The sequence below is a fragment of the Stenotrophomonas sp. JC08 genome (genome assembly GCF_052180205.1).
GTDB lineage: Bacteria > Pseudomonadota > Gammaproteobacteria > Xanthomonadales > Xanthomonadaceae > Stenotrophomonas.
Genome location: NZ_CP197473.1, coordinates 1,145,613 through 1,159,222, shown reverse-complemented (window position 1 = coordinate 1,159,222; position 13,610 = coordinate 1,145,613). Strand labels below are relative to the sequence as shown.

Annotated in this window: 14 protein-coding genes and 1 tRNA gene; 5 read left to right on the top strand and 10 right to left on the bottom strand. The window is 65.1% G+C overall.

Annotation, left to right across the window (positions count from 1 at the left end):
* Window positions 1–7 precede the first annotated feature (7 nt).
* The 5 genes from ACSBPQ_RS05225 to ACSBPQ_RS05205 all read right to left on the bottom strand — a co-directional run bounded on the left by ACSBPQ_RS05225 (window position 8) and on the right by ACSBPQ_RS05205 (window position 5,191).
* The gene (locus tag ACSBPQ_RS05225) at window positions 8–1,630 is read right to left on the bottom strand and encodes an FMN-binding glutamate synthase family protein (RefSeq protein ID WP_442683984.1); all 1,623 of its coding nucleotides are present in this window, start codon (window positions 1,628–1,630) and stop codon (window positions 8–10) included.
* Between the two features lie 31 nt (window positions 1,631–1,661).
* Window positions 1,662–2,951: a nucleotide sugar dehydrogenase gene (locus ACSBPQ_RS05220; protein ID WP_442683983.1), complete on the bottom strand. Its 1,290-nt coding sequence runs from the start codon at window positions 2,949–2,951 to the stop codon at window positions 1,662–1,664.
* A 22-nt stretch (window positions 2,952–2,973) separates the two neighbouring features.
* Window positions 2,974–3,060: transfer RNA gene (locus ACSBPQ_RS05215), tRNA-Leu, on the bottom strand.
* 223 nt (window positions 3,061–3,283) lie between these two features.
* Window positions 3,284–4,693 (bottom strand): oxygen-independent coproporphyrinogen III oxidase, encoded by a 1,410-nt coding sequence (hemN, locus tag ACSBPQ_RS05210; RefSeq protein WP_442683982.1) that lies wholly within the window; start codon window positions 4,691–4,693, stop codon window positions 3,284–3,286.
* Between the two features lie 111 nt (window positions 4,694–4,804).
* Complete coding sequence (locus ACSBPQ_RS05205) at window positions 4,805–5,191, bottom strand: group III truncated hemoglobin (protein ID WP_442683981.1); 387 nt, start codon at window positions 5,189–5,191, stop codon at window positions 4,805–4,807.
* A gap of 159 nt (window positions 5,192–5,350) precedes the next feature.
* Here ACSBPQ_RS05205 and ACSBPQ_RS05200 point away from each other — a divergent pair, with 159 nt between their 5' ends.
* Together ACSBPQ_RS05200 and ACSBPQ_RS05195 are read left to right on the top strand one after the other, a co-directional pair.
* Window positions 5,351–5,638: a hypothetical protein gene (locus ACSBPQ_RS05200; RefSeq protein WP_442683980.1), complete on the top strand. Its 288-nt coding sequence runs from the start codon at window positions 5,351–5,353 to the stop codon at window positions 5,636–5,638.
* Complete coding sequence (locus tag ACSBPQ_RS05195; RefSeq protein ID WP_442683979.1) at window positions 5,635–6,696, top strand: 4Fe-4S dicluster domain-containing protein; 1,062 nt, start codon at window positions 5,635–5,637, stop codon at window positions 6,694–6,696. Before ACSBPQ_RS05200 ends, ACSBPQ_RS05195 begins: the two co-directional genes overlap by 4 nt.
* 84 nt (window positions 6,697–6,780) lie before the next feature.
* On the opposite strand, the gene ACSBPQ_RS05190 is transcribed toward ACSBPQ_RS05195, so the two are convergent.
* Both ACSBPQ_RS05190 and ACSBPQ_RS05185 read right to left on the bottom strand, forming a co-directional pair.
* The gene (locus ACSBPQ_RS05190) at window positions 6,781–7,077 is read right to left on the bottom strand and encodes a hypothetical protein (RefSeq protein WP_442683978.1); all 297 of its coding nucleotides are present in this window, start codon (window positions 7,075–7,077) and stop codon (window positions 6,781–6,783) included.
* Window positions 7,078–7,116: 39 nt separating this feature from the next.
* Complete coding sequence (locus ACSBPQ_RS05185) at window positions 7,117–8,328, bottom strand: MFS transporter (protein WP_442683977.1); 1,212 nt, start codon at window positions 8,326–8,328, stop codon at window positions 7,117–7,119.
* Window positions 8,329–8,476: 148 nt separating this feature from the next.
* Between ACSBPQ_RS05185 and ACSBPQ_RS05180 the strand changes: the two genes are divergently transcribed.
* Window positions 8,477–9,256: an alpha/beta hydrolase-fold protein gene (locus ACSBPQ_RS05180; protein ID WP_442683976.1), complete on the top strand. Its 780-nt coding sequence runs from the start codon at window positions 8,477–8,479 to the stop codon at window positions 9,254–9,256.
* A gap of 46 nt (window positions 9,257–9,302) precedes the next feature.
* Here the strand turns inward: ACSBPQ_RS05180 and ACSBPQ_RS05175 are convergent, their stop codons facing one another.
* Entirely contained in the window at window positions 9,303–9,938 is a 636-nt protein-coding gene (locus tag ACSBPQ_RS05175) for a LysE/ArgO family amino acid transporter (protein WP_442683975.1), read from the bottom strand.
* A 136-nt stretch (window positions 9,939–10,074) separates the two neighbouring features.
* Here ACSBPQ_RS05175 and ACSBPQ_RS05170 point away from each other — a divergent pair, with 136 nt between their 5' ends.
* The gene (locus ACSBPQ_RS05170; RefSeq protein ID WP_442683974.1) at window positions 10,075–10,980 is read left to right on the top strand and encodes a LysR family transcriptional regulator ArgP; all 906 of its coding nucleotides are present in this window, start codon (window positions 10,075–10,077) and stop codon (window positions 10,978–10,980) included.
* A gap of 96 nt (window positions 10,981–11,076) precedes the next feature.
* On the opposite strand, the gene ACSBPQ_RS05165 is transcribed toward ACSBPQ_RS05170, so the two are convergent.
* Window positions 11,077–11,445: a transporter gene (locus ACSBPQ_RS05165; RefSeq protein WP_442683973.1), complete on the bottom strand. Its 369-nt coding sequence runs from the start codon at window positions 11,443–11,445 to the stop codon at window positions 11,077–11,079.
* A 17-nt stretch (window positions 11,446–11,462) separates the two neighbouring features.
* A complete protein-coding gene (locus tag ACSBPQ_RS05160; protein WP_442683972.1) occupies window positions 11,463–12,386 on the bottom strand; it encodes a M14 family metallopeptidase in 924 nt (307 codons plus the stop codon).
* 430 nt (window positions 12,387–12,816) lie between these two features.
* Between ACSBPQ_RS05160 and rnt the strand changes: the two genes are divergently transcribed.
* The gene (gene rnt, locus ACSBPQ_RS05155; RefSeq protein ID WP_442684518.1) at window positions 12,817–13,437 is read left to right on the top strand and encodes a ribonuclease T; all 621 of its coding nucleotides are present in this window, start codon (window positions 12,817–12,819) and stop codon (window positions 13,435–13,437) included.
* The last annotated feature ends 173 nt before the right edge of the window (window positions 13,438–13,610 follow it).

The window sequence follows — 13,610 nt, the reverse complement described above, 5'->3', positions numbered from 1 at the left end:
ACCGGATTCACTGCAACTTGCTGGTACGCAGCGTGGAAACCCGTGCCGGCGGTGTGAACGAATCACTGCGTGCATCGGCCCAGTACTCGCGGAACACCGTGTGCTCGGGCACCTTGTCCAGCAATTCGCCCGGGCCCAGGTAGCGGTACAGCGCGGCCAGCGAGCGGATTTCCACCGGCGAGACACGCCGCAGGATGTGCTCCGGGCCCAGTTCGGAAGGATCATTCAGCCCCGCCGCACCCAACAGGTCACGCAGGGCGCGCATGGTGTTCTCGTGGTAATTGCGCACGCGCTGGCCCTTGTCTTCCGGCTCCAGATGGCGCCAGCGGCTCGGGTCCTGGGTGGCGATACCGGTCGGGCACTTGTCGTTGTGGCAGCTCAGCGCCTGGATGCAACCCAGCGCGAACATGAAGCCACGGCCGGCGTTGCACCAGTCCGCGCCCAGCGCGATGGTGCGGGCGATGTCGAAGGCGCTGGTGATCTTGCCGGCCGCACCCAGGCGGATGCGGTCACGCAGGTTCAGGCCGACCAGGGTGTTGTGGACGAGGATCAGCGCCTCGTTCATCGGCACGCCGACGTGGTCCATGAATTCCGCTGGCGATGCGCCGGTTCCGCCTTCGGCGCCATCGACCACGATGTAGTCCGGCAGCAGCCCGGTTTCCTGCATCGCCTTGGCAATGCCGAACCATTCCCACGGATGGCCGATGGCCAGCTTGAAGCCGACCGGCTTGCCACCGGAAAGCTCGCGCAGGCGCGCAACGAACTGCAGCAGCTCCACCGGCGTGGAGAAGGCCGAGTGCTTGGACGGCGAGACACAATCCACCCCCATCGGCACGCCACGGGTAGCGGAAATCTCGGCACTGACCTTGGCCGCCGGCAACACGCCGCCATGGCCGGGCTTGGCGCCCTGCGACAGCTTGAGCTCGATCATCTTGATCTGCTCGGTGCCGGCGGTTTCGCGGAAGCGCTCTTCGCTGAAACGGCCGTTCTCGTCACGGCAGCCGAAGTAGCCCGAACCGATTTCCCACACCAGGTCGCCGCCGTTCTCACGGTGGTAGGGCGAGATCGAACCTTCGCCGGTGTCGTGATAGAAGCCGCCCAGCTTGGCACCCTTGTTCAAGGCGCGGATGGCATTGGCCGACAGCGAGCCGAAGCTCATCGCCGAAATGTTGAACACACTGGCCGAATACGGCTTGGCACAGCCGGCACCGATGGTGACGCGGAAGTCATGGTGCGGAATGGTGGTCGTGGCCAGCGAATGGTTGATCCACTCGTAGTCCACCGCATAGGTACTGCGCAGCGTACCGAACGGCACCACGTCCATCTCGTTGCGCGAACGCTGGTAGATCAGCTGCCGCTGCTGGCGCGAGAACGGTACGTCTTCCAGGTCGCTCTGTACGAAATACTGGCGGATTTCCGGGCCGATCGACTCGAAACCGTAGCGGAAGTGCGCCAGTACCGGGTAATTGCGGCGCAGCACGCTGCGACGTTGCAGCACGTCCCATGTGCCCAGCAGCGACATCACTCCGAACAGGCCCACTCCCCAGTACCACGCAGGCCAATACGAGGCCAGCGCCAAAGAAACCGGCAACATGACCAGTGCCAGCACATAGACCAGATAACGATGCATTACCGTACTCGAATCAGGGATGGCGCGGATTCTACAACCGGTCGTCGACTGCTTGTCGGGGCCAGACCGATTTCACGTCATAAACGATCACGTCCTGTACACCCATCGCCCGGATTTCTTCCACGCCGTAATGACGGAACTGGCGGTGCGCGACTGCCAGCACGATCGCATCATAGTGCCCGCTGCGCGGCGTCGGGACCAGTGTCACCCCGGCACTGTCCTGTGCCATCGCCACATCGGCCCACGGATCATGCGCCTGCACCTGCGCGCCGGCCGCGGCCAGCATCTGCACCAGGTCCAATGCGCGGCTGTTGCGCAGGTCCGGGCAGTCCTCCTTGAAGGTAATGCCCAGCACCAGCACCCGCGCGCCCTGCAGCGGTTTGCCGCGCCCTTCCAGCAGGGTCCGTACCCGCGTGACCACATGCGCGACGATGCGGTTGTTGACCTGCCGTGCGGTGTGGATCAGATCGGGGTGATAGCCCACGCTCTCGGATTTGTGCAGCAGGTAATACGGATCCACGCCGATGCAGTGCCCGCCCACCATGCCCGGACGGAACGGCAGGAAATTCCACTTGGTGCCCGCCGCCTCCAGCACATCCAGCGTATCGATGCCCAGCCGGTCGAAGATCAGCGCCAGTTCGTTGACCAGCGCGATGTTCACGTCACGCTGGATGTTCTCGATCACCTTCGCCGCCTCGGCCACCTTCATCGACGGTGCCAGCCAGGTGCCGGCGCGGATGATGCGGCGATACAGCGCATCCACCACCTGCGCCGCCTGCGCGGTGGAGCCGGAGGTGATCTTGCGGATGTCCGGCAGACGCCGCTGGCGATCGCCCGGATTGATCCGCTCCGGGCTGTAGCCGCAGAAAAAATCGACGTTGAAACGCAGGCCGGAGCCCTGCTCGAGCAGCGGCACACACACTTCCTCGGTGGTGCCGGGATACACCGTGGATTCGTAGATCACCAGATCCCCCGGCTTCAGCTGCGCGGCAATCAGCGTGCTGGCCGCACACAGCGGCGCCAGGTCCGGTTGCTCATGGGCGTCAATCGGCGTCGGCACGGTGACGATGAACACATTGCGGTCGCCCAGTTGCGTCGCATCCGCGGTGAAGCGCGCATGCACCGCCGCGGCCAGCTCGGTGTCATCGGTTTCCAGCGTATGGTCGTGACCGGCCTGCAGCTCGGCAACCCGCCTGCTGTCGATATCAAAGCCCAGCGTGTCGATCGTTTTGCCGAATTCGACGGCCAGTGGCAGGCCCACGTATCCCAGGCCGATGATGGCGATTCTGGGTGCCACCGCCGCCGTTATGCCGTCGCTCATGCATTCCTCGATTGTCGCGAACTGGTGCCCGGAGCCGGAATCGAACCGGCATGGCCTTGCGGCCGGCAGATTTTAAGTCTGATGCGTCTACCAGTTTCGCCATCCGGGCATCGGCATAGCGTGCCTTATCGGGCGTCGCTTGTGAATTGTGGAGCCTGTCCGCCATCCCCCATCACCGCCCGGACAGCAGCCGGCGGGACGCACCACCTGTGCGTCCGCACGGTCACGCGTGGCAACAGACAGCCCCTGCCCTGCCGATCCCCTGCCCCGGTTGTTCCCCACCATACGCGGCATCGGCTTCCGGTCCGCCGCTATGGATCAGATCGTCCGGATCAGATCGCCTTGGAATAGGTCGCCGGTTGCTGCGGCGCCTTCAGGTAGCGGTCAAAGCACATGGCGATCAGCCGCAGCAGCGGGCGGCCCGGCGTTGTCGCCGAGACGACGCCGTCCTGGATCCGGGCCAGGCCGTCATCCACCAGCTGCTGCAGGGCGCCGATCTCGGCGGCGAAGTCGCGTTCGAAATCCAGTCCGTAGGCGGCGGCCAGCGCGCGCCCATCGACACGGCCATGACACATCAGCTGCTGGATCAGTTCGGCACGCAGCAGGTCGTCCTGCGTCATTTCAAGCCCGCGCCATACCGGCAGCTTGCCGGCATCGATGTTGGCCTCCCAGCTCTTCAGATCACGCGGATTCTGGCTGTAGCTGTTGTCGATGCGGCTGATCGCACTGACACCCAGCCCCACCAGATCGCTGTCGGCATGGGTGGTATAGCCCATGAAATTGCGGTGCAGCGAGCCTTGCCGCTGCGCCCGCGACAGATCCTCCTCCGGCAGGGCGAAGTGGTCCATGCCGATGTACTGGTAACCGGCGGCCGACAGGCGCTGCACCGCCAGCCCGAGCAAGGCCAGCTTCAGCTCCGGGCCGGGCAATTCGGCATCCACGATCTGCCGCTGCGCCTTGAACATCTGCGGCAGGTGCGCATAGCCGTAGATCGCCAGCCGGTCGGGGCGCACCTGCAGCACCGTGTCCAGCGTGCGCGCGAAACCTTCCAGCGTCTGCCGCGGCAGGCCGTAGATCAGATCGACATTCACCGAGCGCATGCCCGCATCGCGGCAGGCATTGATGATCGCCAGGGTTTCATCCACGCCCTGGATGCGGTTGATCGCCCGCTGCACCTCCGGGTCGAAATCCTGCACGCCCAGGCTGGCGCGGTTGAAGCCCAGCCGTGCCAGCGCCCCGATGTCCTCGATACTGACCCAGCGCGGGTCCAGCTCGATGGAAAAATCCCGGTCAGCGCTTTCACTGAAGTGGAAGTACCGGCCCAGGCCGGCCACCATCCGCTCCAGCTCCGAGGGTGCCAGGAAGTTGGGCGTACCGCCGCCCAGATGCAGCTGGATCACCTCGCGCTCGGGCGTGAACAATGCGCCCACCCGCTCGGCTTCCTGCAGCAGCCGGTCGACATAGGGCTTGCCCTTGCTGCGGTCACGGCTGATGACCCGGTTGCAGCCACAGTAGAAGCAGGGGCTGGTGCAATAAGGTACGTGCACATACAGCGACAGCAGCCGGGAAGAGGCATTGCTGCGCGCGATCGCCGCACGGAACTGCTCCACGCCATAACCGTCGTGGAAATGCGGTGCCGTCGGGTAGGAGGTGTAACGCGGGCCGGGGCGGTCATGGCGCCGCAGCAGCTCCGGATCGAACGTCCAGCCGAGCGGATTGGGCGATTTGGTGAGTGTGTCCATGGGCAAAGCGTGCCGCAGGCCCACCGCCACCGCATTGAGCAAGATCAAACACATGGCGGTAACGGCGATGGCATCCGCCCCCGTTCAGCCGGCGGTGATTCCCGCAGCCGCTTACAGGAACGGGAAGGCCGGGGCGCGGTAGCGCCGCCAGATCGCGTTGGCGACCCGATGCGCGGCGGCATCGGCCAGCTGCTGCATCGGAGGATTACCCAGTTCCGCGGTGGTCTGCTCGAACAGCTGCAGCCAGCGCTGGAACATCGCCCATTCCAGCCCCGGTATCGCCAGGTGCTTGGGCATGGGCGCGCCACGGAAGCGGGAGGTGCCACGCAGCAGCGCCGACCAGAAATCCACCAGCAGCTGGATGTGGGCCTCCCAGTCATGCACCCGCGCGTCAAAAACCGGCCCGATCAGCGCATCTTCCTGCACCCGCGCATAGAAGCGCCGCACCAGTGCTTCAACGTCCTGCTCGGTACATATATCCGGACCCGGCCTTGTCACCACACTTCTCCTGCTGATGTTGCCCACGCCGTCTTGATCAGAATCAAGGACGGAAAAAAACACGCCGCCTAGCCTTACACACTGGCATCCCACGTGTGCCCGACGGCTGTGCGCGTCGTGCGCATTTTATTCCCTTACGCAGCTCCACTGGATTACGCGATGAACCTTCCCGACACGCCCGCAGCCGCCACGCCCCATCCGCTGGTCCGGACGCTGGGCGCGGTGCTGTGGCCAAGCTTCTTTGCCGCCGCGGCCATGGCATCGGGCATGTTCGCCTTCTGGGACCCACTCGAGCTGCAGCGGATCGGCTTCCCTTCGCTGAGTCTGAGCCGCGGCCAAGGCTACACCCTGGGATTCTTCTGCCTGTGGCTGGGCACGGTCTGCGCCTGCGGGGTCACCGCCCTACTGCTGCGGCCCTCACGCGCGGTAGAGGAGCCCTATGAATGAGTGCCGTCCTGTCTGCCACCAGACAGCGCGCGTGGGCACGCGGGGCCGCCGCCGTCCTCATGCTCGGCCTGTTCTATACCCTCCCGTGGCTGAGCTGGAACGGGCAGCCGCTGTTCCTGCTGGATATCGGCACCCGGCAGTTCCATGTGTTCGGCCTGTCCGTGCAGCCCGAGCAGTCGCTGTTCCTGTTGTGGTCCGGGCTGGGTCTAGCGGCGGTCCTGTGCCTGGTGACCGTGCTCTATGGCCGCCTCTGGTGCGGATACGCCTGCCCACAGAGCGTGCTGAGCCGGCTGTTCCGCAGTCTGGAGCGGATCACCCGCTTCGACGGTGCGCTGCAACCGTTGGCGGCTCCTCTCAGGCACGGCCTCTGGGGGGCGATCGCCCTGTGGACTGGAATCAGCTTCGTCGGTTATTTCACGCCCATCACCGGTCTGGTCGCCAATCTGGCCGGGTTTTCGCTTGGCGGCTGGGAATCCTTCTGGATCGGCTTCTACGCGCTGGCCACCTGGGCCAATGTGCTGTTCCTGCATGAGCAGGTCTGCACCACCCTGTGCCCCTATGCGCGGGTGCAGGGCTTTCTCAGCGATGCCTGCACGCCTTCGATCCAGTACAACGCGCCGCGCGGTGAACCCCGAGGGGCACGCCCGGAGGTGATCCCAAGCGTGCTGGAGCGCCCACGCGGCCTGCTCGATCCGGACACCGCGCGCGATTACGTCTTCCGCGCCGCCCATCCCGCCATCGCCGGTGCCCTGCCCAACTTCTCGGCCATGCACCTGGGTGACTGTGTTGACTGCAACGCCTGCGTCAGCGCCTGCCCGATCGGCCTGGATATCCGCAACGGGCCTGCCGGCGACTGCATCGAGTGCAGCGCCTGCATCGACGCCTGTGATGACACGATGCAGCGCCTCTGCTTTCCTGCCGGGCTCATCCGCCGGACCCGCACGGCAACGGAAGCCAGCGGTGATCGCAGCTCGCTCCGCATCAAGCCCCTGCTGTTCGCCAGCCTTGCAGCCGCTTTCCTGGTGCTGGCGCTGGTCAGCGCACACGGCCTAGGCTGAGCAGGCCGGCTTCCCTGTCGACAAAGACAGGAAGTTGCCCGTCAACCCGGCTGGCCAGCTCCCGGAACCGTACTGCCCCGCAGATCAGCGCGGGGCATCGACCTTTTCCAGCCGGATTCCCAACGGCCCCTGCAGCGCACCGTCCCCGGCCAGGGTGAAGTCCAGCGCAGTGCCATCCGGCAGCTGCAGCTCCAGCCTGTCTCCATCACGGGTGTAGTCCAGCACCTGCGACGTCCCCATGACCTCGACCGTCACCGTGCCATTGGACTGGAAGTGGTAACGGCTTGCCCCCATCGCGTCGGCCCAGGTGCCATCCATCCCCTTGCCGCACGCCGACAACAGGCAAAGCAATGCAATTGCCAGCAGTTTCCTCAACGGCATTGCCCCTCCAGCGGTATGCGGCGATGGAAGTTTCCCATATCAGCGTTCGCCGCCGTCGGCCGGCACCGGCGGTGACGGCAACACGCTTGACGGTGCCGCGTCTCGCGCCAGCCCCCAGGCAAACATCGCACCGGCACCGAGGGTCAGCAGCGCGCCAATACCGAAGGCGCTGGCCAGGCCAAGGCGCGAGGCGATCACTCCGGCCACCAGCATGCCCACGCCGATGCCGACATCCAGTGCCGAGAAATAGGTCGCCACGGCCGTACCCCGCTGCGCATGGCTGCCCAGGTTGACCATCATCGTCTGGTAGGCCGGATAGACCACACCGAAACCGAAGCCGGCGAGCAACCCGGCGAGGTAATACAGCAGCGAACCGCCGGCCAGCGCCATCAGGCCCAGCCCGAGGATGATCGCGGCCGTGCCGCAGTTGGTGGTCAATACCACCCTGCCGCTGTCGATCAGGCGTCCGGAAAAACCCCGCGACACCATCATCCCCACCGCCATCAGGGTGAAGAAGACACCGGTATTGGTCACGCCCAGCTGCTTGCCGTAGATCGCCGCGAACGCCAGCAGCATGCCGTAACCGAGTCCGATCACCGCCAGGTTCAAGGCCAGCGGTATGCCACGCACCAGCAGGAAGCGGTCCAGTGACAGCACCGTGGCAGGCTGGCGGCGTTGCTTGCGGGGCGAGTGCACCAGACTGGCAACCAGCAGCCCGGCCACGCCAGCACCGATCGCCGCCTGGAAAACCAGCTCGAACGGATAGTGATCCATCAGCCACAGGCCGAACATCGGCCCCAGCGCCATCGCCAGGCTGCTCATCAACCCGAAAAAGCCGATGCCCTCACCGCGACGCACCGAGGGAATGATGTCGATCGCCTGGGTGTTGGCGGCGGTACTGAGCACCGCGAAGGTCAGGCCGATGCCCAGGCGCACGATCACGAACGCCAGCACGGTTTGTGCCAGCAGATAGCCGGAGGTGAACAGCACATAGGCCGCCAGCGCCGCCAGATAGGCATGCTTGGCATTGAAGCGGTCGACGATGAAACCGGAGAACGGCCGCACCAGCAGCGCGGCAATCACATAGCTGGACAGGATGCCGCCCACGGTCGCCTCACCGATCCGCAGCTGCTCCACCAGATGGAACGGCAACGTCGGCATCGACACATAGAACGACATGCCCAGCAGGAAGTTGGCGATACAGGCCAACATGAAACCCGGTGTCCACAGGACAGGTTTTTGCTTGGTCATATTCGGTCGATTATAACAAGTGCTGTATGAGCTCCCCCGGAACAGCCATACCTGCGCGGCACTGTCCGGCATGGGAGCGGCGTATTGGTTCCCGCAACGGCGGCGCTACAACTATGCTTCCCGGCAACCGCACTGCCGGAGCCCGGCGATGACGCGCCTGCTGTTGCTGTTCGCACTGCTGCTTACCACCGGATGCACCCACATGACCGCCACCGGCCACGGCCATTTCCAGGCACGCTCGCTGCAATTCGAAGGCCGGCTGTTCCGCTACCAGGTCTTCGTGCCGGCCCGGCGCGATCCCGCGGGTACGCCCATCGTGCTGTTCCTGCATGGCTCCGGCGAGCGCGGTGACGATGGCCGCCGGCAATTGCAGGCCGGGCTTGGCCCGTGGCTGCAGGAAACCGCCGGCAGCTTCCCGGCACTGGTGGTGCTGCCGCAGGTTCCCGAAGGCGAGGAGTGGCTGGGCCGCAATGCACGCATGGCCCTGGCCGCTCTGGATGCCGCGATGGCCGAGTTCGACGCCGATCCACAACGCACCTATCTCACCGGCATGTCGATGGGCGGTTATGGCACCTGGGAGCTGGCGTTGCTGCAGCCACAGCGGTTCGCTGCCCTGGTGCCGGTGTGTGCGGCGATCCTCCCGCCGCATGGGCGGCGCTCCAGCCTGCGGGTGGCACAGGTGGCCGATGAAGCCGATCCCTATACCGCGGTGGTGACACGGCTGCACGAGGTACCGGTCTGGATGTTCCATGGGGCCGACGACGCGGTGGTTTCTCCGGAGGATGCGCGGCAGCTGCACCAGGCCGCGCTCCGGAGCGGGGCCAACCTGCGCTATACCGAGTTCCCCGGCGTCAACCACAACGCCTGGGACCCGACCTATCGCAACCCGGCGATGTGGCGCTGGCTGTTCCAGCAGCGCCGTGACTGAAAACCGGTGCCATCGCCATCCGGACAAGGGCGCGGCAGACAGCGGCTCAGTTGACGCCGCGGATGGCCAGCGTCAAGGCCAGCACGCTCAGGATCGCGGCGATGGTGCCATCCAGCACCCGCCAGGTGGCAGGACGGGTGAACAGCGGCGCCAGCATGCGCGCCCCCAGCCCCTGCAACGTCAGCCAGGTGGCACTGGCGGTCACCACGCCGGCGGCAAAGGCCATGCGCTGGTTGCCGAAATTCTCGGCGATCGAGCCGATCACCATCATGTCCAGCCAGAAGTGTGGATTGATGATGGAAAAACCCGCCGCCGCCATCAGTGCGGTGCGCAATGACTGCTCGGCGTTGTCGTCCAGCTGCATGCCGCCACCACCGATGACCGCCCGCCGCGCCGACTGCAATGCATACCAGCCCAGGAATGCCACGCCGCCCCACAGCAGCACCGTGGTCAGCCACGGCAACTGGTCGGTGAGCGTGCGCAGGCCGGCCACGCTGGCGAAGATGAAGCTGGCGTCGATGACAAAACAGGTGGCGATGATCGGAATCACGTGCTGCCGCATGATGCCCTGGCGCAGGATGAATGCACTTTGTGCGCCGACGATGGCGAACAGGCCGATGCCGATACCGGCACCACTGAGCCAGGCATTGGTGGCCGCCTGGGTGGAAATAACCGAAAACATGGAAAAAACCGCCTTGCTGCATGGGGAAAGCCGTGGCGGGGACGCACACCGCACTGGCTGAATGCGCACATTGTCGCAGCGCAACATCAAGAAACACAGCTAAACTTCGTTAACCATCTTTAGCAGAACTTAATAGATGCGCATCGACCACGCCCAGCTGCGGGCTTTGGCCGCAGTCATCCGCGAAGGCAGCTTCGAACGTGCCGCGCTGTCGCTCAATGTCACCGCCTCGGCGATCTCGCAGAGGATCAAGGCGCTGGAGGAACGCGTCGGCAAGCTGCTGGTCAAGCGCTCGATTCCTGCCGTCGCCACCACCGAGGGCCAGGTGCTGGTGCAGCTGGCCGAGCAGACCGCGCTGCTCGAACGCGACGCCTTCGAGCGGATCGGCCTGTCGGACAACCACCTGCCGCGGGCCAGCATCGCCGTGGCGGTCAACCACGACAGCATGGAAACCTGGTTTCCCGAGGCGGTGCTGGCCTTCTCGCGCAGCACCAGCACCACGCTGGACCTGCACACCGAAGACCAGGATCACACTGTCGCCCTGTTGCGCCAGGGCGCTGTGCTCGGCGCGGTCACCACCCTGTCCGAGCCGGTGCAGGGCTGCCAGATCCACGCCCTGGGCAGCATCCGCTACGCCGCCACCTGCACCCCGGAGTTCCATGCGCGCTATTTCGCCAAGGGGGTGAATGCGCAATCACTGGCGCAGGCACCGGTGCTGGTGTTCAACCGCAAGGACGACATGCAAGCGCGCTATGCACGGCGGCTGGCCGGTGTCGAGCACCCGCTGGACGCCCCCACCTGGTGGATTCCCTCCACCCGCGCCTTCGTACACGCCAATCTGGGCGGCCTGGGCTGGACCATGAATCCACTGCCACTGGTGCGCCGGCATCTGGAAAGCGGGCGGCTGGTCTACGTCAAAACCCGTGCATGGGAGGACGTGCCGCTTTACTGGCAGCACTGGAAGGGTGAGGTGAACAGCATGGCGCTGCTCACCCGTGCCGTGCTGCAGGCCTCGACACTGCTGGTGCGCAAGCGCAAGTAGCCACCTGCTTACCGATCGATGCACATCTTCATCGCCTGCCGTCACATGGACAGGATTGCGATGCCTCCCGCAGCGGTGGTTTACAACGCCCCCGGCTCAGTCGAAATACAGCGCCAGTCCCATGCCGCCCTGCCAGTCACTACTCGCCGCATCCAGCCCACGCAGGAAGGAGGCATCCAGCTGCAACCGCGAAGTGGCCATCCAGGTCACACCGGCACCGGCCGCACGCATGTGTTGGGCACCGGTACCGTAACCGGCCTCAACGTAGGCCGAAACCTCTTCGCCAAGTGGAAAACCGTAACTGAGCGAGAACAGCCAGCCGCTGCCAGCATCCCCCCATTGCCGCTCGCCATACAGCGCAGGATGGCTCCAACTGTCGGTACCGCGCTTTACAGAAGCGCTGCGATGACCTAGGCACCGTGCCCGCCAGGCTTCGCTCCCGCTCTCCGGCAAGAGCGCGTTCAAACCGCAGCCACGATCATTCAGCGATGCGCCAGCGCGTAGTCCAGTCCACCGCGGACCGCTGCCACCTGCGCGTCATTGCATTGTTGCGGCGTCGCCCGGGGGCTGTCCGGATACACCTCGGTGGTGGTGGTGTAGCGTGCACCGGTGATGCTGGCGCACAGCCCCAGCGCCTTGAGCGGGTATTCGATGACACCCTGCGCCACCACCGGCGAGCCGATGATCTGCCCCTGCGCATCGGCCGGGGCGATATGCGTCACCTTGGCGACCTCGGCGTTCACCGCCTGCTGGAACGCTGGCTGCGGGTTCAGCGAGTCGGCACACAGATAGAAGCCGTCGGGAATCCCGCCCGGCTCGAACGGCAGGCCATCGCGCGCGGCCAGCGCCGGACGGAATTCGGATTCGTCGCTGTCGGTGGTCTCGTGCAGATCGATATGCATCAGGAAGTGACCCTTCAACGGTGCCACCAAGGCCATCAGCGCCGCTGATTCCTGCGCCGGGCTGTTGGTCACGAAGGAGCGGTTCGGGTCCAGCGCCATCGCATTCCAGCGCTGGATACGCTCATAGCCCCACGGGCTCACGCACGGTGCAACCAGCAGATTGCATCTGCCTGCGTAATCATCCGCATGGCGATCGACAAACTGCAGCGCACCCTGCACGCCACTGGTCTCGTAGCCATGCACGCCGCCGGTCACCAGCATCACTGGCAACGCATCGTCCCAGTTGCGGCTGCGGATCGCGAACAGCGGATAAGGGCCGCCCGGATAGTCCAGCTCGCCATGCTGCGACACATCGAAACGCCCGCGCAGCGCATTGATCTTGCTGACCACCTCGTCGGCGTAGCTGCGCTGCACCGTCTGCCGCGCCAGCCACTGCGCTCGTTCCGGCGTCCCCCACGACTGGCCGGGCGTACCCACGGGATAGAAAGCAGCAGTGGTATTCATACGGAAATCCGTCAAAAGCCGAAGACAGGACAGAACTCTACACCCAAGCCACAACCCCGCTCAGGACGGACGTGTCACTACCGGCAGGCAGCGGCTGGCGGTTATCCAGCGTGGAACACACGCCCACAATTACCCTGCGGCAGCGGTGACAGTCCGGAAATCCGATGGCGCGATCGTCGCATTGCCTGCAGGGCGATGGACGGGTCGGATACACTGGCCAGCCGCCTTGTTCCACATCCCGCATGTCATATCCGAGTCCATCAACCTGGCTTGAGCGTCGCAAAACCGGCCTTCCCGTGGAGGCTTCAATCCGGTTGGAGCCGTACGCCGGCAGACTCGTATACACACTGGCGGACGGAGTCGTGGCATGCCGATGACCCCTTCCACCCAGGATGAACACGCCATCTCCTCCGCGCCCCATTTCACGCCGATGGCACAGCGCTTCCGCGGCTTCCTGCCGGTCGTGGTGGATGTGGAAACCGGTGGCTTCGACTGGAACCGGCACGCCCTGCTGGAAATCGCCGCAGTGCCGCTGGAGATCGACGAAAACGGCCTGCTTCATCCTGGCCAGACCGCCAGCGCACACGTGATCCCGGCAGAAGGCACCGAAATAGATCCGAAATCACTGGAAGTGACCGGCATCGTGCTCGACCACCCGTTTCGCCTGGCCAAGCCCGAGCGCGAGGCGCTGGAGCATGTATTCGCCCCTGTTCGCGCGGCAATGAAAAAGCACAACTGCCAGCGCGCGATCCTGGTCGGGCACAACGCCCATTTCGATCTCAACTTCCTCAACGCCACGGTTGCCCGCTGCGGCCACAAGCGCAATCCGTTCCATCCGTTCAGCGTGTTTGACACGGTGACCCTCGCCGGCGTGGCCTACGGCCAGACCGTGCTGGCACGCGCGGTACAGGCCGCCGGCTTTCCGTGGGATGCAAACGAAGCACACAGCGCGGTCTACGACACCGAGCAGACAGCACGCCTGTTCTGCAAGATCGTCAATGCGTGGCCCACTACACCGCTGGCCAGCCCGGCCGCTTCCGACTCGCGCTGAACCCTGCCGCGGCCCGCGGTGCCGGGATCTGAATCACCGCATACAACCAACTTCCGCCGTCCGTATCGACGGTCATCCGGCGGATCGCGGAGGTTTACACCGAGGGTTCAAAAGATGGACGGCCTCTGCCGCGCCTGACCGCCTTTTTCCGAACCGGGTTGTAGCGCTCCACG

What these genes read in the sequence shown, in the direction of transcription:
- ACSBPQ_RS05190 (WP_442683978.1), bottom strand. Translation starts at nt 7,077, where the DNA reads ATGCCGTTGAGGAAACTGCTGGCAATTGCATTGCTTTGCCTGTTGTCG.
- ACSBPQ_RS05220 (WP_442683983.1), bottom strand. Translation starts at nt 2,951, where the DNA reads ATGAGCGACGGCATAACGGCGGCGGTGGCACCCAGAATCGCCATCATC.
- hemN (WP_442683982.1), bottom strand. Translation starts at nt 4,693, where the DNA reads ATGGACACACTCACCAAATCGCCCAATCCGCTCGGCTGGACGTTCGAT.
- ACSBPQ_RS05180 (WP_442683976.1), top strand. Translation starts at nt 8,477, where the DNA reads ATGACGCGCCTGCTGTTGCTGTTCGCACTGCTGCTTACCACCGGATGC.
- ACSBPQ_RS05185 (WP_442683977.1), bottom strand. Translation starts at nt 8,328, where the DNA reads ATGACCAAGCAAAAACCTGTCCTGTGGACACCGGGTTTCATGTTGGCC.
- rnt (WP_442684518.1), top strand. Translation starts at nt 12,817, where the DNA reads ATGGCACAGCGCTTCCGCGGCTTCCTGCCGGTCGTGGTGGATGTGGAA.
- ACSBPQ_RS05170 (WP_442683974.1), top strand. Translation starts at nt 10,075, where the DNA reads ATGCGCATCGACCACGCCCAGCTGCGGGCTTTGGCCGCAGTCATCCGC.
- ACSBPQ_RS05225 (WP_442683984.1), bottom strand. Translation starts at nt 1,630, where the DNA reads ATGCATCGTTATCTGGTCTATGTGCTGGCACTGGTCATGTTGCCGGTT.
- ACSBPQ_RS05160 (WP_442683972.1), bottom strand. Translation starts at nt 12,386, where the DNA reads ATGAATACCACTGCTGCTTTCTATCCCGTGGGTACGCCCGGCCAGTCG.
- ACSBPQ_RS05175 (WP_442683975.1), bottom strand. Translation starts at nt 9,938, where the DNA reads ATGTTTTCGGTTATTTCCACCCAGGCGGCCACCAATGCCTGGCTCAGT.
- ACSBPQ_RS05195 (WP_442683979.1), top strand. Translation starts at nt 5,635, where the DNA reads ATGAGTGCCGTCCTGTCTGCCACCAGACAGCGCGCGTGGGCACGCGGG.
- ACSBPQ_RS05200 (WP_442683980.1), top strand. Translation starts at nt 5,351, where the DNA reads ATGAACCTTCCCGACACGCCCGCAGCCGCCACGCCCCATCCGCTGGTC.